General features: G+C 60.9%; 12 protein-coding genes. 7 read left to right on the top strand and 5 right to left on the bottom strand.

Annotated features, from left to right (window positions below):
- Window positions 1-77 precede the first annotated feature (77 nt).
- Entirely contained in the window at window positions 78-1514 is a 1437-nt protein-coding gene (locus H3U89_RS01520; RefSeq protein ID WP_154313104.1) for a GntP family permease, read from the top strand.
- 95 nt (window positions 1515-1609) lie between these two features.
- The gene (locus H3U89_RS01515) at window positions 1610-2503 is read left to right on the top strand and encodes a dihydrodipicolinate synthase family protein (protein WP_232345422.1); all 894 of its coding nucleotides are present in this window, start codon (window positions 1610-1612) and stop codon (window positions 2501-2503) included.
- 328 nt (window positions 2504-2831) lie between these two features.
- Here the strand turns inward: H3U89_RS01515 and H3U89_RS01510 are convergent, their stop codons facing one another.
- Window positions 2832-3554, bottom strand: a complete 723-nt coding sequence (locus H3U89_RS01510; RefSeq protein ID WP_198178848.1) for a DUF4391 domain-containing protein — start codon at window positions 3552-3554, stop codon at window positions 2832-2834.
- Between the two features lie 150 nt (window positions 3555-3704).
- Here H3U89_RS01510 and H3U89_RS01505 point away from each other — a divergent pair, with 150 nt between their 5' ends.
- Window positions 3705-4739 carry an alpha/beta hydrolase gene (locus H3U89_RS01505; protein ID WP_232345420.1) on the top strand — a complete coding sequence of 345 codons (1035 nt, stop codon included), beginning with the start codon at window positions 3705-3707 and terminating at the stop codon, window positions 4737-4739.
- Window positions 4740-4852: 113 nt separating this feature from the next.
- Window positions 4853-5056, top strand: a complete 204-nt coding sequence (locus tag H3U89_RS01500) for a hypothetical protein (protein WP_015021464.1) — start codon at window positions 4853-4855, stop codon at window positions 5054-5056.
- A gap of 74 nt (window positions 5057-5130) precedes the next feature.
- Here the strand turns inward: H3U89_RS01500 and H3U89_RS01495 are convergent, their stop codons facing one another.
- On the bottom strand, window positions 5131-6501 hold the full coding sequence (locus H3U89_RS01495; protein ID WP_198178852.1) for a sugar porter family MFS transporter: 1371 nt from the start codon (window positions 6499-6501) through the stop codon (window positions 5131-5133).
- A gap of 321 nt (window positions 6502-6822) precedes the next feature.
- Between H3U89_RS01495 and H3U89_RS01490 the strand changes: the two genes are divergently transcribed.
- Window positions 6823-7779: a nucleoside hydrolase gene (locus tag H3U89_RS01490; protein ID WP_154313098.1), complete on the top strand. Its 957-nt coding sequence runs from the start codon at window positions 6823-6825 to the stop codon at window positions 7777-7779.
- Between the two features lie 51 nt (window positions 7780-7830).
- On the top strand, window positions 7831-9219 hold the full coding sequence (locus H3U89_RS01485; protein WP_198178854.1) for an MFS transporter: 1389 nt from the start codon (window positions 7831-7833) through the stop codon (window positions 9217-9219).
- 198 nt (window positions 9220-9417) lie between these two features.
- Here H3U89_RS01485 and H3U89_RS01480 read toward each other — a convergent pair whose 3' ends face one another.
- Window positions 9418-12450, bottom strand: coding sequence for an InlB B-repeat-containing protein (locus H3U89_RS01480; RefSeq protein ID WP_198202395.1), 3033 nt, complete (start codon window positions 12448-12450; stop codon window positions 9418-9420).
- Window positions 12451-12885: 435 nt separating this feature from the next.
- Here H3U89_RS01480 and H3U89_RS01475 point away from each other — a divergent pair, with 435 nt between their 5' ends.
- Window positions 12886-13896, top strand: a complete 1011-nt coding sequence (locus tag H3U89_RS01475) for a LacI family DNA-binding transcriptional regulator (RefSeq protein ID WP_332460517.1) — start codon at window positions 12886-12888, stop codon at window positions 13894-13896.
- A 5-nt stretch (window positions 13897-13901) separates the two neighbouring features.
- Here the strand turns inward: H3U89_RS01475 and H3U89_RS01470 are convergent, their stop codons facing one another.
- Window positions 13902-16325, bottom strand: a complete 2424-nt coding sequence (locus H3U89_RS01470; protein ID WP_198178858.1) for a beta-L-arabinofuranosidase domain-containing protein — start codon at window positions 16323-16325, stop codon at window positions 13902-13904.
- Between the two features lie 240 nt (window positions 16326-16565).
- Window positions 16566-20003 carry an RCC1 domain-containing protein gene (locus H3U89_RS01465; RefSeq protein ID WP_198178859.1) on the bottom strand — a complete coding sequence of 1146 codons (3438 nt, stop codon included), beginning with the start codon at window positions 20001-20003 and terminating at the stop codon, window positions 16566-16568.
- Window positions 20004-20291 lie beyond the last annotated feature (288 nt).

Here is a 20291-nt window from a genome sequence, read left to right as displayed (position 1 = left end):
GGAACATTTATGTGGTGAGCTCGAATGAAGCATGAATTTAATCATACATTGCACATCGTTTCACAGAAAGACGTCTCATGAATTCAATTATCGCAGCGGCTCCTTTACTCTTGGCAGCTGCTTCAGAACAGCCTCCACAGGTTCATCTGAACCCCGTGGCTCTATTGATCAGCATTATCGTGGGTGTGGTTGTGTTGATCATGTTGGTCTCTGCCGCACATGTTCACCCATTCATAGCCATAATGATTGCGTCGATGATCACAGGCATCGGATCAGGCTATGGTTTGATGAATACCATCAATTCCTTTCTTGATGGGTTCGGTTCGACGACCAAAAGCGTGGGCATATTAGTTGGAATCGGTGCCATGCTAGGTCAAACACTCATGGTTACGGGTGCGACTGGTGTGCTTGTAGACACACTGGTTGATCATTCGTCAACAAAATGGTTGCCCTGGACTATGGCTTTGATTGGTTCGCTGATAGGGTTGCCCATGTTCTTCGATGTGGGCCTGATTATTATGGTTCCGGTCATTATCATGGTTTCCAAGCGTTCCAAGTTGCCCATTATGATGATTGCAATGCCATCCCTGGCTGGTTTGTCTTCCATGCAGGCTCTTGTACCGCCTCATCCTGGACCTACGGCTGCCTTAAAGACGTTTTCTAACGGAAGCATGGGCATAACCATGGGAATTGGTGTGCTGATCGCTATTCCCACTGTCATTATTTGCGGCCCTCTCTTTGCGCGCTATGCTACAAGGATTGTTGGTAGAGGGGCTCCAGATACTTTCGACATGTCGAGTTTGGAAAATCGACCAGAGGGTAGCAGGCGTCCTTCGTTCTTGCTCTCTCTTATGTGCATTATTTTCCCAGCCCTTCTGCTGTTGATCACATCCATTGCAACAATGATCGATCCTAAGCTTGGCACTTCAAAAGCGATGGGTCCGCAGATATTGCAGTTCGTCGGCAATCCTGAGGTCGCCTTGCTGATTTCGCTCATTTTCTCGGCCCTTGTCCTCTTCAAGGTCACCAATTTCCCATGGAAGAAAATTCAAAGCGAGGCAGGCAATTCTCTGAAGCCCATCGCAGGAATCGTCTTTATCCTAGGCGCGGGTGGTGGTTTCAAGACAGTCCTTATTGATACCGGGATTGGTGATATGTTAACTGAATTTGTGAAGACCTCCCATATTTCGGTGCTGCTTATCGCTTGGGTTATCGCTGCGTTTGTTAGGATCGCGACCGGCTCTTCTACGGTATCCGCCATAACTACTGCAGGAATCCTTGAACCAGTGGCTGTAGCGATGGGCCTGAACCCCGTTGGTGTAACTCTTCTGGTATTGGCCATTGGTGCCGGTTCCATCGTATTCTCATTCGTCAACGATGCCGGATTGTGGTTGGTCAAGGAATATTTCGGATTCTCTTTGACCGAGATGTTCAAGACATGGACCGTGATGCAAACTCTCTTAGGGGTTGTGGCGTTCATCTTCGTGATGCTCTTGAGCATTGTCCTGATGTAAAGGAGCGATTGGTTGGTTCGGGGATGAGCCCGTTCATCATAAACTTCTTGCCAGAAGCATAGGGGTTCATTATTTAACGAATGAGGAGTATTGGTATGGCGAAAAAATTCCACGGTATTTACTGCCCTTCGATCACGATTACAAAAAAGAACGGTGACATTGATTACGATCTTTGGGGCCGTCATCTCGACCATCTGATCGATGCCGGAATTGACGGAGTACTGATCTTTGGCAGCATAGGTGAGTTTTATGCATTCGATTTGGAGACCAAAAAGAAGGTCATACAGTACGTTTCAGATCACGTGGCGTGCAGAATGAAGGTGCTGGTGGGGATTGGCGGAACAAATCCTGATGAGGTGGTCGACTTCGCGATAAATGCCGAGGAATCCGGAGCTGATGGTGTTGTTGCTGTAGCTCCCTATTACTTCGGCCCCTCGAATGAGGCAGCTGAAGACTACTATGATATGATTTGCAGATCGATCAAACTCCCGGTCCTCCTTTACAATTTTCCTCCCCGAACAGGAATGGATTTGTCCCCAGACCTAGTTGTCAAATTGGTTTCCAGCCATCCCAATATCGTGGGAATCAAAGATACGGTCGATACGATCAGCCATACTCGCAAGGTAATCGCAGCTGTTCGCAAGGTTAATCCTGATTTTTGTGTACTCTCGGGGTTTGATGAATACTACACAGCTAACAGAATTGCCGGTGGCGATGGAGTGCTTTGCGGGCTAACAAACGTTGAACCAGAGACCTTTGTCGCCATGCATTCTGCATATGAGCATGAAGATTACCAGACGGCTCTGCGATGTGCGGAGCGTGTCAATGCCTTAATGCAGATATATGATGTGGCCGATCTGTTTATTTCCTCTATTAAGGGAGCGGTAAAGGCCAAGGGATTGCCGATTTGTACAGATATACGAAAGCCTGCTGTCCAACTTACTAGTGACCAGGAAACAAAAATTGCTGATATTCTCGAATCCCGCTGATGTTTTAGCTTGGCGCATCATGACTGGGTAAACAATGCTAAGTCAGCTGATTGTTACGACTAATGCGGACGTTGCAGGAAATGATAACTCCAGTGACGTCCGCACTCGTTGAGCTCTAGTGCTTTTAACTAGTGCCAGTTAGATTGTTTCTTCAATACGCATAAGATCAGAAAATTTGCAGCGACCAAAGCACTTTTGGCTATTTGGCTGCGGGATTATCCGCTTCTTTGCCTCTGCACAAGGTGGGATTTCATTGCAGTTGCACGAAAGATTCCGTTGCGGAAACCCGGCTGCTCTGATCTAAGTGCATAAGGTTGCTGCTGGTTGATTAATTATCTTCTGCCGTCTGATTATCGGCGGAAAGCTGCTTCAGCTCTGCACGGACCTTCTGGAGCTTGGCGAAGGCCGTGTTGCGGTCCTGGGTGGTTTTGGCCCGGCCGTGGTCCCCGGTCAGCTTGGCCTCCTGGGCCTTGAGCAGGTCGATGCGCTCGCGGACGGCGAGGCGGCTGTCCAGATCCGTGCCGTCAGTCTGGTCCAGGGTCACCTGGGCACACAGGCTGTCCCAAACCTGGTCCATATCGTCGCCGACCAGGGTCAACTTGGTCTTATCGGCAGGGCGTGGCCTGCCCAGGTGGAGCGTATGTCTGGTCTCATGACCGGCTTTGGTGGGCAGGGCCCGGCGGACGGCCGGGGTGCAGGCCAGACCCTCTTCGCCCTGGTGAATGGTGATGAAAACCATACCTGAGGAGCGCATGGCGGCGATATGTTCCAGCACGTCCTCCGGCACATCGGGGGTCTTCAGCCCGATGGCCATGACCAGCACCTCATGGCAGTGCGCGCCATCCGTCACAGGGATGGTCCCGGGCCGCAGCAGGGCCAGCATGACGATCCTGTCGACGCTGGTGGAGAAGTGCTGGCGCAGCCGTGAGGAGACGGGCGGTCGCGTGGTGAAAGCTCGTATGGGCAGTTCGCCCTTGGCTGCTGGAATGGCAGTGGTGGGCGGCAGGCCCAGGGAGAGCGCGGATACGCCTTCGTAGCTTGCGATTGTCATCCTTGGCCTTTCTGTCGCTGTTTCCGTCATTCTACCGGCAGGAGCGCGACCAGGGGCAGGAGTGTCCGTTTGCCGGCAAGGTATATTGGCTGTAAACCCGCAAGACCGGATGCGAGAAGCTGTGCGGGTTGGAGTGATGAGGGCTGAATGATGAGCAAGGATGCACAGATGACCGTAACCGACGAGGAACGTGAACTGTTGGAGGGATGGACCGAGGTCGACGGGGACCTGGATGGTTGCAGTCCCGATATGGTTCGGGCCGTTCTGGGATCCCGGCTGACCTTCGGGCGCATGGATGCTCCCCGTTCCCGTCACTGGCAGGTGCCCGAGGGGGTGGACTGCTTCAACGACATCGCCTATGTGGACGATGGTTTGCGAGCCCACAAGCTGGATCTCTACCTGCCTCATGATGTACTGCTGCGCAACGGCAGGGTTACCCCGGTCTACATCGACATCCACGGCGGCGGGTTCATGTACGGCTACAAGGAGCTCAACCGGAACTTCTGTACCCACCTGGCCCAGCGTGGCTTTGCGGCCTTCTCGGTCAACTACCGGCTGATCCCCAGCACGGACTTCATGGGCCAGCTGTCTGACGTGCTGACCGCTCTGACCTGGATCAAGAACCACCTGGACGAGTATCCGGTCTCGCCCGACAGGATCTTTCTGACGGGTGACTCGGCCGGAGGCACCCTGGCGCTCTATATGCTGGCTGTGGAGTCCGATGACCAATTCGCGCAGAGGCTGGGGCTGAAGCCTGCCGGGCTGCGGCCCCGGGGTGCTGCCTTCGTCTCAGGCCTGTTCGATCTGACTCCTTACTTATCGGTGGATCCGGAAGACTCCGATACAACTGGATCCGCCACCAATGCCCTGGCCATGGTTGCTCCATCCTTCTTCAGAAGCTTCGTGCAGGCTGGGGGCGACCAGGTGGCCGACCTGACGACCATGGTCGACATGGTCCGCCTGCCGCCGGTATTCCTGAACACCAGCGCCGACGACTTTCTGCAGGGTGACGCGCTCAAGCTGGCCGAGATTCTGTGCGGGAAGGGCCGCGACTTCGAGCTGCATGACCTGAGGCCCAACCGCCTGCAGACCCTGGGACACGTCTATCCGGTGGCCATGACCTGGCTGGAGGAGAGCCGGCAGGCCCTGGACCAGATCCACGATTTCTCCTACGACCTGATTTGAGCCTCTCTGCGCGCCTGGTTCATCCGCTAGTTGGCTATGATGGGAGGGGAAAGGTGGGCATCGATGGCGCAAGGCCCCCGGTGTCTGCACCGCCGCTTACAGAGGAGTGATTCATGGACGAGAAGACCTTGGTAGAGAAGCTGAGCAACCTGGAGACCATCGACCAGCTGGTTGACCTGTCCAAGGAGATCGGCCAGCCCCTGTCATACAACGACGCGGACCAGCTCTTCGGCAGGATCAACCAGTGCAAGAATGATGTCGCACAGCTGGGCGGCGACACCATCGCCAAGCTGGCCAAGCAGGTCTTCAACATTTGAGGCATATGAATCTGAAGTATCAGATTCCATAAGGGCGGGCCGGTATCCGGTTCCGCCCTCTTCTTATGCCGGTTTCATGCCCGGGCCCGGGCCTCCTGCTCGATCTGGGCCAGGCTCTTGCCACGGGTCTCGGGCACCATGACCCAGGCGAACACCAGGGCGCACACATTGATCAGGGCGAAGAGCAGGTAGGTGCCGGTGCCGCCCAGTCGGGCCAGCAGGGTGGGGAAGACCAGGGAGAGCCCGAAGTTGGTCAGGTTCATGGCCACGTTGGCGTAGCCCATGCCACGGCTCTTGACCTGCTGGGGGAAGATCTCGGACAGGAGCAGCCAGGTGACCGGGGCCACCAGGCCCTGGACGAAGACCACGTAGATCATCATCATGCCGATCATGATCCAGGCGGCAGTCCGTGACCCGCTGCCCGGGGCGCCGACGAACCGGTAGCAGACCCCGATGGCCGCCAGAAAGATGATGGTGCCTGCAAGTCCCACAGCCAGAATGGCGCGGCGGTCGAAGCGGTCGATCAGTCCCAGCCCTCCGATGGTTGCCGCTATGGCGGAGACCAGGATGACGGGCACGGTGGCCACCATGGACAGGGAGGGGTCGAAGCCCAGGGTGTCGGTGAAGATGGTCGGCGCGTAATAGTTGACGATGTTCAGCCCGGTCAGCTGGTTGATCATGGCCACGCCGATGCCCACGATCAGCACCCGCCGGAGCCAGGGGGCCTTGAAGCCGGCGGTCTTCGCGCTCGCCGGATCCGACAGCTCCCTCATGGTCACCCGGGCCTCTGCCTGGTCGCGGGTGGACTCCAGGAAGACTGCTGCCTGGTCCGATTGGCCACGGCGGATCAGGTGGGCCGGGCTGTCACGCAGGAAGCAGGCCAGCAGGGCCAGCAGGATGGCGGGCGGCACTAGGGCCCAGAGCATGGTCCGCCAGTCGGCACCCATCCGGTCCAGGATGGCGTTGACACTGACGGCCAGCAGCTGCCAGACCACGATCATGACCGAGTTGACCGAAACCACCCGTCCGCGTTCCTCCGTGCCGACCGTATCGGCCAGGTAGATGGGCACGATGGTCGAGGTCATGCCGATGCCAGCTCCGATGATCAATCTTCCCAGACCAAGCAGGATCAGGCTGGGGGTCAGGGCGCTCAGCAGGGCTCCGGGGATGGCCAGCAGGGCGCCGGCCAGGATGATGTGCTTGGGGCCGAAACGGTCGTTGAACTTGCCAGCCAGGTAGGATCCCAATGCAGCTCCTATCAGCAGGGCTGAGGTGACCATGCCCTGTTCGCCGGCAGTCAGATGCCCGCCCGGGCCGGAGCCTAGATTCATGCTGATCAGCGCGCCAGAGATGACGGTCAAGGTATAGCCATAGAGGCCGCCGGCCAGCACACCCAGGGCGGTCATCAGTTGCAGATTGCGCCGCCGCCCTTGAATCGCAGCCATGGGCTCCCCTTTCGCCAGATCATCCGGGCTTAATCAGGGTAATCATAGGCATCTGGGGGAGCGGTCCGTCGACCAGGCTCGCCATTGTGGACAGGGGAATCAGCCGGAGAACCAGCTGCTGGATTCGCTATCCGGATTCGTTATCCGGGCCCTGGTTGCGGGCTATATGAACATTTGCGGATATTGTCCACGACTTGCGCATGTCATAGGGGAGCGAAACCGCTCGATTTCGCATATGATAAACAAGCATCCACCACAAGGACATCGTGGATGCATACGGCCATGGTTCCATACAGCCATGGCGATGAAAGGAAACATTGTATGCGTAAGCTGATTCTCGATCTGGACACTGGTGTCGACGACACTCTGGCTATCTCCTATGCCCTGGGCAGCCCCGAAGTTGAGCTGATCGGCATAACCGGCACCTATGGCAACGTGCTCCTGGAGCAGGGCATCCGCAACGATCTGGCCATCACCGACCTGCTGGGTCATCCTGAGGTCAAGGTCTACCCGGGCTTGTCCCACGCCTGTAAGGCGGACTCCTTCGAGGTGCTGCCCGTCTCCGCCTTCATCCACGGCGAGAACGGCATCGGCGACGTGGCCATCCCCGACTCGGACCGCAAGGCTGAGACACAGTCGGCCGTGGACTTCATCATCGATGCGGTCAACACCTACGGCAAGGATCTGGTCTACGTGCCCACCGGCCCCATGACCAACATCGCCGCCGCCCTGGCCAAGGAGCCTGACATCGCCCAGCGCATAGGCTCCATTGTGCTCATGGGCGGGGCCCTGACCGTGCCGGGCAATGTGGACGCCTGGCAGGAGGCCAACATCTCCCAGGACCCGGACGCGGCCGATGTGCTCTTCCGCTCCGGCGCTCCCGTGACCATGGTCGGCCTGGACGTGACCCTGCAGACCCTGCTGACCTACAAGGAGACCGCCCGCTGGAGGCAGCTGGGCACTGCGGCAGGCAACTTCCTGGCGGACATGACCGACTTCTACATCAAGGCCTACGAGACCACCTCGCCCCATCTGGGTGGTTGCGGCCTGCACGATCCGCTGGCCGTGGGCGTGGCCGTGGATCCGACCCTGGTCACCACCCTGCCCATCAATATGAAGGTGGAGACCGAAGGCGCCACTCGCGGGCGTACCATCGGGGACGAGCAGCGGCTCAACGACCCGAACAAGACCATGCGCGTGGCCGTCGGCGTGGACGTGCCCCGCTTCCTGGACGAGTTCATGACCCGGATCACCAGGCTGGCCTCCCAGGCCGACTGAGGTCCTCCATCCCCGGCAAGTTCACGCAAAAGAAAGAGAATTGAAGACATTATGTCCGAAAAGCAATCCACCGAGGATTCGACAGCCGTACGATCGCTGATCCTGCTGCTGATCACCTTCGTCCTGGGCACCCTGTGCCTGCAGGGCTTCAACCTGGTCTTCCAGCAGGTCGGCAAGGATGCCGGCGCCCCCGACCAGGCCTCGCTGATCACGGCCCTACCCAGCATCGTCCTGGGCATCGTCTGCTTCATCTACGGGTCCCTGGGTGACTTCGTATCCCTGCGCAAGCTGGTCACCTTCGGCCTGTGCATACTGTTCATCGGGTCCGTGTATGGATACGTGGCCAACACGATCATGGCCCCCAACATCTGGAATGTGATCGCGGCCCGGCTGCTGCAGACCGCCGGCGAACAGGTGGCTGGCTCGGCCTACCTGGTCGTGGCCACCAAGTACCTCAAGCCCTCACTGAAGGTGATCTTCTTCGGCATCTTCACGGCAGGCTACCAGGTGTCTGCAGCCATCGGCATCTTCGCCGCCGGCCTGCTCAGCTCCATAGCCTGGCAGTACCTCTTCCTGATTCCCGCGGTCACCATCATCTTCCTGCCCATCCTGCTCAAGAGCCTGCCCACCGGCGGCGGCAACGGCGAGAAGGTGGACTGGCTGGGCTTCGTCATCTTCGGACTGGCCACGGCCCTGCTGACCCTCTTCTTCTCGTACACGGCCTGGTGGCTGCTGGTGGCCTCCGCTGTCTGCTACCTGATCTTCGCCGTGTACATCAGCCGGGCCAAGAGCCCCTTCATCACCCCGGACTTCTTCCGCAACAAGCGCTGGCTGATGGGCATCGGGCTGATTCTGATCTTCTACTTCATGAACTACTGCATGTCGCCCATCTTCAACGCCATCGGACGTGACGTCTACAAGGTGTCGACCACCACGGTCTCCCTGCATGTGGTCTGGGCCTTCCTGGTGGCCGCCGTGCTGGGCACCACCTCGGGCGCCATTGTAGATAAGATCGGCCGAAAGACCGCCATCATCATCGCCGCCTGTCTGATGATTCTGGGCTTCTCCGGGACGGCTCTGGTGGTCAATTCCGGCCTGCTGGCCCTGACGCTGACTGCCTGCGTCTACTATGCCGGGGTCGGACTGATGTATTCGCCCATCGTCTCCACCGTGCTTGACACCCTGCCCCAGGACCAGTCGGGCCGCGGCGTGGGCATGAACGATCTGGTCATGAACGTGACCGGCTCCATCGGCATCGCCATCATCGGCGGTCTGATGGGCAAGCCCAGCCTGGAGGGTTTCAGCATCATGGGCGCCACCGGCCCGGCCGCCAACTACAGCAACCTGCTGCTGATCGGAGCTGCCGTGTCCCTGCTGGGCCTGGTCGTGTACTTGGCCTGCAAGAAGACCATCTACGCCACGACTGCCGACCAGCAGTAGAACAGTTGTAGTCGACCGTCCGAGCTGGATAAGAGGAGTCGATTCCTCTGTTGCGTTCGGGCGGTCGACTGATATGTGTGGTGGGGGCGCGGGAGGAAGTGTCGGCTCTCTTGGGGTTGGGCCTTAAGTGACACTTTTCCTCCCTGCCCCCTATATGGGCCGGGGGCGGGGGGATTGATACGCGCCCCAGGCCTTTTCTTACTCGTGCGAAGCGTAAAGCAGTCGGTGCGTTTCCCTCCGGTGGCGGCGGGATGCGAGGACTCCGCCCATGCCGGTCATGCCGGTGCCCAGGGCGAGCAGGATGCCTTCCCCTCCGGCCTTGGGGAGCACGCCTGCGGGCAGGTACGTGTATCTGAGGGAAGTGTCGGTCAGGGTGATTCCTGTGCCACCCATCGTGTAGTCGACGCTGACCGTGACCGTGCCCGGCAAATGTGCGGGCGTGGTCACGGTGACGCTGCTGCCGTCGCCGCGCGTCAGGTCTGATGCGGGGGTCTGGTCGAATCTGACGCCGGTGATCACCAGAGCCAGGTTGAACGACACCGGCACAGGAGCCGACTTGTTGTTTGTGCTGTTGTTGCCGAGCTGGCCAGCGCTGTTGTCTCCCCATGCCCAGGCGTTGCCGTCGCTGCCCACGGCCAGCGAATGAGTGTATCCGGCGCTGACTTGCACGGCTTGCAGTCCTTTGCTCGTGTCGGTGGGGCTGGCGGGGTCGCGCACGCGCATAGGAACAGGATTCGCGTCACTGGTCCCGCTGGCGGTGTTGTTGTCGAGCTGGCCATAGGTGTTGGATCCCCATGCCCAGGCGTTGCCGTCGCTGCCCAGGGCCAGGGAATGATCGCCTCCGGCGCTGACCTGCAGGTAGGTGAAGTCCGCTGGCAGGTCCGGGTACGTGCTGCGGTCGGGCGTCTTCACCCTGACCGGCGCATGCCGCTCGCTGGTTGTCCCGTCGCCGAGCTGGCCACTGTAGTTCCATCCCCAGGCGTAGGCGTTGCCGTCGCTGCCCAGGGCCAGGGAATAATCGCCTCCGGCGCTGACCTGCAGGTAGGTGAAGTCCGCTGGCAGGTCCGGGTACGTGCTGCGGTCGGGTGTCCTCACCATGACCGGCGTAGACCGGTGGCTGCGGCCTGTCCCGTCGCCGAGCTGGCCATAGTAGTTGCCTCCCCAGGCGTAGGCGTTGCCGTCGCTGCCCACCGCCAAGGAAAAACCAGCGTATGTTGATCCGCTGACCTGGCTGAACCTGATGCCCCGGCTGGCGCTGTCGGGCGGGGTGATGGTGGTGGATTCCCTGCCCAGCTGGCTGCCCTTGTCCGGGCTGATGCTCCACGTGCTGTTCCGGCTTGCCGGCGTCCACTTGGCGGTCAGGGTCAGATTCTTAGTGACGGGCTTGCTGAAGTCGTAGGCTACCTCGCCGGTGAACCATCCGTCGAACAGGAAGCCTTGGCGCGTAGGGTCGGGGGAGGGCCGCTTCACCCTGCCGTTGGTGGTGGGGAAATGCTGGTCTGCTGGTTCGGGTTTTCCTCCGCCCGTGTTGAATCGGACCGTGAGCGTGGATCTTGGTTCCGCGCCTCGTATCAGCGGCTGGTCGACCGTGTACTTCAGGCTCTTGGTGAAGGGCTGGCCGTCTTGACTACCTGTGATGAGAATGGCGGCTGGCCCCGGCTTGCGTGCGGGCAAGTCCGCCTGCCATGAGCCGTTGTTCCTGGTGAGTTTAAGCGGCTGGCTGTCCATGCTGGCTGATTCCAAGGTGGATTCTATGATGGTGCTGATTCTTACTGGCTGGCCGGGCTGGCCCTGCCCGTCCAGGCTCCACCTGTAGATGCCGCCCTGCCTGTCCCAGGCGGTGATCCTGCTGCCGATGCGAACCGCTTGCATGTAGCGTTGGTTCTCTTTATTCGCACTGGTGGGTGTTTCGCCGGGCTTCCAGGCCCAGATATGGCCGTCCTTGTCCACGATGAGGGCCTGGCTGTCGTTGGTGGTGATCCGGCTGGCTTTCATGCTTTTTGGCAGGCTGAAAGCTGTGATGCTGGTTGTGCTGTCGGCCAGGTGATGGGTATGACCGTCTGTGTCCAGCAGGAGGAATCCCTGGTTGAGGGCTTGGACTTGGACGATGTGCATGCCCGGGTCCTGCTTGATGCGTTCTGGTTTGGCTTTCCCGGTGTTGATCGTCTCCAAGGTCCAGGCTTGTCCGTCCGCGTCCACGATGAGGGCCTGGATGCCGGAGGCGACGGCGGTGACGGCCTGCGCCTGCCCGGGCAGGCTGAACGTGGCCCGCTCAGTGGATTTCGGATCTTGGCCGGCCTGGTGGCTGTGGATTCGGCCCTGCCGGTCCACGGCCAGCAGCAGGTCTCCGTTCATGCTGATGCTGGTGAACCCGACATCCTGTCCGGTGTCGAAGAGCGTAGGCGCGGGCTGCTGGTTGTCCCAGGTGTATATGTGCTGGTCGGATCCGAGTGCTGCCTGCAGGTGGCTGCCGGCTGTGGCCTGCTGGTAGTGGAACCCTTCGTGAGCCTGGGCGGGGAAAGGAACCTGTTTGGGTGTGTGGTCCTGCGTCCAGGTGTGGATGCGGCCGTTGCCTGTCAGGCCGATAACCTGCTCTCCTGCGGTATGGACGTTGACATAGTAAGGCTCCTGCAGGCTGGGCGGCTTGATGGTTAGCCTAGTGCCGGTGGCGGGCCCGTGCTCCGGGCTCAGCGTCCAGTCCGTGGTTTTCGACCAGTGTGCTTTCAGGGTGGTGTCCTGGAGGATGGGGGTCTGGAAGTCGTAGGGCTGGCCGTCACGTGTCCACCCGTCGAACCGGAAGCCGGGACGTTGCGGGTTCTGCTGCGGGGGAGTGGCGAGGGTGCCGGTTTTCACAGTTGATTGGGTAGGCGTGTTGCCGTCGGCCGGGTCGAAGTTCACCACATGCGAAGTTTGATCAGCGGTATCGGACGGCTTGGTTGAAGTGAATCCTGTGTTGTCGGGTGTCCCCGTCGTCGATGACGGAGTGTTTGGGCTTGCTGTTGGACTTAATGATGTGGTGGCTTGTATTGGCGAGGGTGAGGGCAGTGGGGTGCTGGTTGTGCTGCCGGGGGGGATGCTGGGGGTTTGTTCAGCTGTGTGGGGGGTCTGACGACCCCACTCGATGAATGGGGGAGCGTCCGCGTTGGCGGATGCCGTTGCCAGGCCTGTCAGCAGGCCCAGCAGGAGGATCGTCGTCGCCGAGGCGCGACGCAGACGGGTACCCAGATGCATAAGCCGACAACCTTTCGCCCGCACCGGACACAGTCACCTCGAACATCCCCAGAAACGTGCCGATGAATCCCTGCTTACAACGTCCTATCCGTCAGGATGCCGTCCAGCTCTCCACTGCTCAAGCCAGCCCCCACGCCGGCGTACAAGCCATATCGAAACCCAGCCAACTCCCCAACACCACTACACTCATCATGCTACCTGAAAAAACAAGAACACACGACGCCGTTTGTGATATCGGATCCATATAGGTCAAGCCAGCCTCGGGCTTCGTGCCAGCACAGCATCTCTGTTTACCGCCTCACTGAAGACAAAGCAAGCAAACATCGTATTGCAACCCGTATTTCAGCTTCAAGTTCCTTGTCTGCCCGGCGATAGAATGGGCTGGCGAATCAGGCGCGAGGGAAGCGACGGCTAAAAGTAACGACTCTGGATGATGTGGCCGGCGAGGCCGGGGTGTCGCGGATGACGGCGTCCAACGCCCTACGGGGCAAATCCTCGGTCAAACCCTCCACGGCGCGTCGTGTGCTGGAGGCGGCTCAGCGGCTGGGATACCGGCCCAATCTGGCGGCCCGGCGGCTCAGCTCGGGCAGGTCCGGGATCATCGGCTTCTCCACTGTGGAACTGGACCGTTCGCCCTTCTCGGCGGCCCTGGCGGCGGCGGTATCGGATCAGGCCTTCAGCATGGGGTATCAGACGCTGATTCAGCAGACCCGGCAGATGGCCAGCTACGAGTCATCCATGGTGGCAGACATCGCCACCCAATTCTGCGAGGGAACCATCCTGTCCGCGCCGGCCCTGTCCGCTGACTCTATCGCCGCGCTCAATCGACGCTATCCCCTGGTGGTTTTCGACGGGCCTCGACTGGACCGATCAGTAGACACCGTGCGCAGTCCTAACCGCCAGGGTGCCCAGGCGGCAGTTGGGCATCTGATAGACCATGGTTGCCGGCGGATTCTGGTTCTTGGCGCCGCCTACAAAGCCCCGGACGAGCTGGCTCAGTCCAGCCTAGGGCAGGACCAGCGTCTCCTGGGGGCCATACAGGCAGCACGAGGCCATGGAATCCGCATAGGGCCCGAAGATGTGGTCGATTGCGACTGGGATCAGGGCAGCGCCGACCAGGCCATGGCCGCCTTGTTGACCCGCCGCAGGGATTTTGACGGGATCTTCGCCCTGACGGATGTGGTGGCCATCGGGGCCCTGCACGCGCTGGGGGAGCATGGGGTTCGGGTGCCCGGGCAGGTGGCCCTGATCGGTTTCGACGGGCTGGAAGTGTCCCGCTTCCTCACACCCGCCCTAACGACCATTCGCGTGGATACGGACCGGGTGGCGGCCGAGTGCATGCGACTGCTCATGGCTCGGATGAAGGATCCGCCCGGCAGACATCAGCCCGAGCAGGTGGTCCTGCCCTTCTCACTGGTCGTGTCTGGCAGCACAGCCCGGTCCTGAGCCCTTCAACCGCGAATCAGTGCCAGAGTCAGCAGGTCAGGGGTGGGGCCCTCGGCTTCTGCCTGAATCTGCACCCTGACGGCCCGGTCGGGCAGGGCGTCCAATCCATGACCGGTCAGGGGGTAACGGTCCAGTATTCTGCCGTTTTCGCGGCTTCTTACGGGCTGGCCCAGTTCCAGGCCTTCCGCCTGCAGGGAGTAGGGCGCAGTGCTGCCTTGGTCCCGCATGGCCACCTCCAGCATTTTCGCACCGCCGGTGGCATCCCGCAGCCGGTACGAGAAGCAGCCTCCGGCCAGGGCGTGACGGGTGTTGATTCCCTCAATCAGCTCCTGCCGGTCATTCCTGCCCTGATACTCGTGGTCGATTTCGGACTGCTGGGACCCGCAGTCCACCCGGTCGCAGACCTGGAGCTCGTGGGCCTGCTCCTGTGCATCAATTTCTTCCAGGGCCCGGTGAACACGGTCCTTATCGCCATCCTGCGCCCAGGGCAGGTAGACCGAATATCGGGAGGCCTCGATGGAGGTGAAGGGGACCAGCAGCAGGCGTGAATCGGTCCACCCTGGTTTTCCGTCCTTTGGTCTGGAGACGGCCACCTCTATGGCACCGTCGTCCTGGGGATGGGGCAGCAGGAAGTCTTGGGGTTCTCCCTGGAGTACAGGCAGGTCGCCCAAGGGACGCAGGGGGCCGGAGGCGATGTGTCCGGCACGGGAGTCGTCAGCCTTCAGGCCTATCAGGTCGGCATCGTCGCTGCGGGCGGCCATGACCTTGACGCCGCGCAGCAGGCTGACCCAGTCCGAACCATCCGGCAGGGGCTCGGCAGTCACCCGGACCCGATGGCACAGCTCCAGGCTCATTCGGCCGGTCCAGGTCAGATGCAGGTGGTCGAAGCAGGGGCTGCCATCCGGATCGGACTTCGCCGGCTCGACGGTCATGTCCGCCTGGCCTTGCGCGATCCGGTAGTCGGCATCCTCCAGCCACCAGGGATGGCGTATGTAGAGGTCCAAGGTCTGCTGACTCTTGTCGCTGGCCTCCAGATCCAGATGGCCCAGGTTGGTGGCTCCAGGGCCGGGAGCGTAGGCCAGGCTGACCTGTAGTCCGCGCTGGAACCAGTCCAGGCTGGCGGGGATGAAGAGGTTGACCGCCAGGGACTCGGATTCCTGGCTGGATTTCTTTCCGGGCCGATGCTCGAAAATCATGGCACCGTAGCGGGCGTGGTTTTCCAGGCCGGTGCCCACACAGCACCAGAAGGAGCGCTGGGCGCTGGAATAGACCCTATAGTGCCGGGGTCGCATGGGGGTGAAGTAGACGAAGCCATGCTCGCGGATGCCCACTGTGGAAACCAGATGGTTGACCAGAACCCGCTCATAGAAGTCCAGATAGCGGGCCTGTCCGGTGCGGTCGTAGAGGCGCAGGGCCAGCTTGGCCATGTTGTAGCTGTTGCAGGTCTCCAGGCCCTCGCGGGAGGTGACCATGGCCGAGAAGTCGTCCGGAGGATTGAAATGCTCGGAGATGGAGTGGGCCCCGATGGAGACTGTGCGCTTGTCCGCCACACCATGCCAGAAGGTGTCCACGGCTGTGCGGAAGGCCTTGTCCCCGGTGATCTCGGCCAGACGCTCGTAGCCCAGGACCTTGGGTATCTGCGTATTGGCGTGCAGGCCGGTCAGCTGGTCCTTGCCGGCGGCCAGCGGCTCGAAGAAGGGACGGTCGGTCAGGCGGCGGGCCTGGCGAAGATAGCGGTCCTCTCCGGTCAGCTGATAAAGGCGGGCGAAGGCCTCGTTCAGACCCCCGTACTCGCAGGTCAGCATGGTCTGAAACTCCTGTTCGTCGATCCTGTCTGCCAGGTCGCACCACCAGTCGGCCAGGCGCAGGACCATGACGTGGGCCATTTCGGAGGCGCTCTTGGTTTGGAAGGACTGCCAGCAGTCCAACAGGCCGGCGAAGAGCTTGTGCAGGTTGTAGAGGGGCACCCAGGCGCCCAGAAGATTGAAGGACTGGGCCTGCACGTGACCCTCCCGCAGGTTCCGGAAGAGCTCGGCGCTGTGAGGCATGCCGCCCAGGAAGCCGTCGCCCGAGGCCTCCTGGCACTCGAGCAGGCCGGTCAGCATGCGGGTGGCGCGCTCCAGGAAGGGCCAGGTTCGCAGAGTCTGCCAGTAGGCCGCAAGTCCGGACAGGTAGTGGCCGCCGATGTGGCCGTCCAGACCCATGGACTCCCAGTTGGGGTATGGATCCGCTGTGGCGGTTAGGCCTGCCTCGCGCCGGTAGGGGGCAAGAAGGCGATCGGGATCCAGGCTCAGCAGGTAGTCCGCGCCGGCCTGCTGTGCATCGGCGTAGACGCTGCCGGGGGTCAGACGGACCTGCGACGGGTTGAAGTGGGCATCCGACCCGGGACGGTTCTGCATGGACTGGGATTGATGGCGCGCATCGGTCATGGCTCCTCCTTGCGGTGCCGTTCGGACAGGCCTGCGATGGCGGAGTCGGCGGCATTGCTGATGATAATTGTAGCGCTACATATATTGTCCATTCCGGCAATGCCGCCATGCGGTGCCAAAGCCGTCTGGCGGAAGAATATGGGTGGCCCCGTTGCGTTGGGGGAGTTGGGGCCACCCGTGTGGTCCGGGCCTGTGTTTGGGGATAGTGATAACCCGGACCTGCTTACACGAGGGAAGTCTTTATTGTTGTCGACTGAGGGTTTCCAGCCGGTGGCGCCTGGCTGCTGCGGCGCATGCGAAGGCGAGCAGCCCGGCGATCAGCAGGGGGACCAGGCCGCCTCCGCCGGCCCTAGGCAACACGCTGATGGAGTTGTATCGATACGTGTTGCTGGTGTCGGGGGTCTGGTCTGCTCCGTTCAGCCTCCATTCGATGGTGACGGTTGATATGCCGGGCATATGCGCCGGCGTGGCAACCGTCCAGGTGCCATCGGGGTTCCTGGTCAGGTCGGAGGCTTCAACATTGTCGAACAGGACATGCGTGGGGATGCCTAGTTCGGGGAAGTTGTCCTTGGCTGGACTGGCGGACTGGGTGTCGCCGGTGTCGCGGCCTAGCTGGCCCTTGGCGTTGTCCCCCCAGCTGTAGAGGTTGCCGTCAGATCCCAGGGCCAGGCAGTACGATGCACCTGCGCTGGCCTGGGTGAAGGTGATCCCTGCCGGGGTATCCACCTTGTTGGGCCTGCCTGCCGAGGTTTTGCCGCTGTCGCCCCAGGTGTACAGGCTGCCGTCGGAACCCAAGGCGATGGAATGCTTGCCTCCTGCGCTGGCCTGGGTGAAGGTGACGCCAGCCGGGGTGTCGACCTTGCCGGGCTTGTCTGCGGGGGTGCTGCCGGTGTTGCCCCAGGTGTAGAGGCTGCCGTCGTCGCTCACGGCCACGGAGTGGCTTCCGCCTGCGCTGGCCTGGGTGAAGGTGACGCCAGCCGGGGTGTCGGCTCTGCCGGGCTTGTCTGCCGGAGTGCTGGTGGTGTTGCGCCCGAGCTCGCCGTGGGTGTTGTCTCCCCAGGTGTATATCTCGCCTTGTGTGTCCACGGCCACCGTGTGTCCCTGGCCTGCACTGACACTGGTGAAAGTAACATCTGCCGGGGTGTCGGCCTTGTCGGGTTTGTCAGCGGGGGAGCCGCTGGTGACGGTACGTCCCAGCCGGCCGGCGCCGTTGTCACCCCAGGTGTAGATGTTGCCGTCCGAGCCCAGAGCCACGGCATGAGATCCTCCTGCGCTCGCCTGGACGAAGGTGATGCCTGCCGGGGTCTCAACCTTGTTGGGCCTGTTGGCTGGGGTGCCGCTGGTGACTGTGCGCCCGAGCTCGCCGTGGGTGTTGTCTCCCCAGCTGTAGAGGCTTCCGTCGGAGCCCAGGGCCACGGAAAATCCGTAGCCCGCGCTGACATGGATGAAGTTGACGCCTGCAGGGGTATCCGCCTTGCTCGGGTGGCTGTCCTGCTTGCCGGCGGTGTCGCGGCCCAGCTGCCCATGGCTGTCGTTGTCCCCCCAGGTGTAGAGGCTGCCGTCGGAGCCTACGGCTGCGGAATGGATGTCTCCTGCATCGGCTTGGCTGAGCCGGATGCCGCGTTCCGGTGGCGGGGTCAGGGTGACGGTTTGGCCACCGGTCTCAGGCCCGTTGTCCTTGTCGAGCTTCCACCTGTTGCTGTCGGCACTGCTCCAGTGGGCGGTCAGAGTCGCCGAGCCGGTGACCGGCCTGCTGAAGTCATAGGCTGTGTCGCCGATGAACCAGCCGTCGAACAGGTGTTTATTCTTGGTTGGATCCTTGGCGGGGGGTTTCAGTCGGTTTCCCTCGGTCACGGGTTGGAAACCGAACCCAGTGCCACCGTCGGGGTCGAAAACGATAAGGTAATTGCCCAGGTATCTGTAGGACAGACGCGCGTCTGGACGCTCACCGTTCATCTTCCAGGTGATGACTACATCAACTCTGCCATGGTCATGTGGGGGCGTGGTGACGCTCCAGGTGCCGTCCGGGTTGGCGTCGAGGTTGCTGCCGGGCGTCCCGCCGAAACTCACATTATCGGGCTTGGGATCCTCGGGGAAGGCGACCATGCCGGGGCGGCTGTCGTACCTGCCACTGGTGGGGCGTCCCAATTCGCCGTACTGGTTGTATCCCCAGCTGTAGAGGTTGCCATCCGAGCCGATGGCCAGGGAGTGGGAATAGCCGGCGCTGACCTGGGTGAATTTTGCGATGCCCGTCGGCATGGTCACCTTGCCGGGTTTGGCCTCATATCTGGCTGATCCGGTGTCGCGACCCAGCTGGCCGCAATCGTTGCTTCCCCAGCTGTAGAGGTTGTCATCCGAGCCGATGGCCAGGGAGTACCTGCGTTCTGTGCTGATCTGGGTGAACTTCTTGACGCCTGCCGGCATGTTCACCTTGCGTGGTCTGCGGTCTTGTGTTGCTGATCCGGTGTTGCGTCCCAGCTGGCCAGATTCGTTCCAACCCCAGCTGTAGAGGTTGCCATCCGAGCCGATGGCCAGGGATGTCCACTCTCCAATCGCGATCCACGTGTATTTCTTGACGCCAAGCGGGGTGGAGACTTTGCGCGGTGTGCGGTCTTTGAAGTCAAGGTCGCCGGTGTAACGTCCCAGCTCGTCATAAGTATTGTCTCCCCAGCTGTAGAGGTCGCCGTCCGAGTCCAGAGCCATGGAGTAGAAGGTCCCTGCGCGGATCTGGGTGATTTTCGCGACGCCTGTCGGCAGGTTCACCTTGCCTGGCTTGGCATCATATGTGGCTGAACCCGTGTCGCGTCCCAGCTCCCCGTAGCTGTTTGCGCCCCAGCTGTAGAGGTTGCCATCGGAGCCTAATGCAAGGGAATGCCAGGATCCTACGCAGGCTTGGGTGAAGTGTACGCCGGCCGGAGGAGTGACCAGCCCCGGCTGATTGTCTCTCTTGGGTTCGCCGGTTGTCTCGCGTCCCAGTTGGCCTTGTTTGTTGTATCCCCAGCTGTAGAGGTTGCCGTCCGATCCCAGGGCCAAGGAATGAGAGGATCCTCCGCTGACCTGGGTGAAGCGGACGCCGGCCGGCGGGTTGACCAGGCTCGGTGTGCGTTTTTCTTCTTCGGGGGTTCCCAACTTGTAGTTGTTGTCCCCCCACCGGTAGAGGTTGCCGTCCGAGGCTATGGCCTGGGACCCGTCTTCTTCTGCCGGGATGATGTGGCTGAAGCGTATGTCTGGTTTGGTGGGCGGGGTCAGGGTGATTTTGGCGTATCCTTTGGTTTTCCCGGAGGCGGGGGAGAGGCTCCAGGCGCTTGTGCCCTTGGTCCAGTGGGCGGTCAGGGTGAGATCTGTGGTGACGGGCTGGGTGAAGTCGTAGGCCACCTTGGAGTCGCCGTTGGCGTCTTTGGCGAACCAGCCATCGAACAGGTATCCGTCCCTGGTCGGGTCTTGTTCGGGACGGCTGGCCAAAGCACCGTCCTTGACGTTCTGGGAGTCGATGCCGCTGCCGTCTGCGCTGTCGAAGACGACCCGATACGAAGTTGAACCTGCCTGAGCACGGCTTGCTGCCGTACCGGCGGATGCGTCTGTTTGCCGGTCTGCTGTAGTTTCTTCCAGTCTGGTCGGCTGGGCCGGGCCGATCGGTTTCGCGATGGCGTCGGCCGCAGTGAGGCCGCCGATGATCATGCTGGCTGGAAGAATGACAATAACTTTCAAAATGTCTACAACAATGGCTGACCGGGAAGACGCGTCCGGATGGCACATGATCGCTACAAACCCCTTTCCCAAGGTAAGGCGGTCCGATGATGAAAACCCCAAGTTTTTTCATCGGCTGCTTGCCGGGCACGTTCCCGGTAGCTAGAAAGAACGCTAGCATGCAGGTTCGGGTCTGACGGGGAGCAACACTCGGATAAAACGAGTAAAAAATATTATGTCAAGTTGGGATGAAGATATTTTCCTCTAGGCGCAGAGATA

The sequence above is a fragment of the Bifidobacterium sp. W8104 genome (genome assembly GCF_016100735.1).
Classification (GTDB): Bacteria; Actinomycetota; Actinomycetes; order Actinomycetales; family Bifidobacteriaceae; genus Bombiscardovia; species Bombiscardovia choladohabitans.
This window is presented reverse-complemented; position numbering and strand designations above follow the sequence as displayed.

Excerpts from the sequence above, each read along its gene's own strand:
- H3U89_RS01520 (WP_154313104.1), top strand. The coding sequence starts at position 78 with ATGAATTCAATTATCGCAGCGGCTCCTTTACTCTTGGCAGCTGCTTCA.
- H3U89_RS01515 (WP_232345422.1), top strand. The coding sequence starts at position 1,610 with ATGGCGAAAAAATTCCACGGTATTTACTGCCCTTCGATCACGATTACA.
- H3U89_RS01510 (WP_198178848.1), bottom strand. The coding sequence starts at position 3,554 with ATGACAATCGCAAGCTACGAAGGCGTATCCGCGCTCTCCCTGGGCCTG.
- H3U89_RS01505 (WP_232345420.1), top strand. The coding sequence starts at position 3,705 with ATGAGCAAGGATGCACAGATGACCGTAACCGACGAGGAACGTGAACTG.
- H3U89_RS01500 (WP_015021464.1), top strand. The coding sequence starts at position 4,853 with ATGGACGAGAAGACCTTGGTAGAGAAGCTGAGCAACCTGGAGACCATC.
- H3U89_RS01495 (WP_198178852.1), bottom strand. The coding sequence starts at position 6,501 with ATGGCTGCGATTCAAGGGCGGCGGCGCAATCTGCAACTGATGACCGCC.
- H3U89_RS01490 (WP_154313098.1), top strand. The coding sequence starts at position 6,823 with ATGCGTAAGCTGATTCTCGATCTGGACACTGGTGTCGACGACACTCTG.
- H3U89_RS01485 (WP_198178854.1), top strand. The coding sequence starts at position 7,831 with ATGTCCGAAAAGCAATCCACCGAGGATTCGACAGCCGTACGATCGCTG.
- H3U89_RS01480 (WP_198202395.1), bottom strand. The coding sequence starts at position 12,450 with ATGCATCTGGGTACCCGTCTGCGTCGCGCCTCGGCGACGACGATCCTC.
- H3U89_RS01470 (WP_198178858.1), bottom strand. The coding sequence starts at position 16,325 with ATGACCGATGCGCGCCATCAATCCCAGTCCATGCAGAACCGTCCCGGG.
- H3U89_RS01465 (WP_198178859.1), bottom strand. The coding sequence starts at position 20,003 with ATGATCATCGGCGGCCTCACTGCGGCCGACGCCATCGCGAAACCGATC.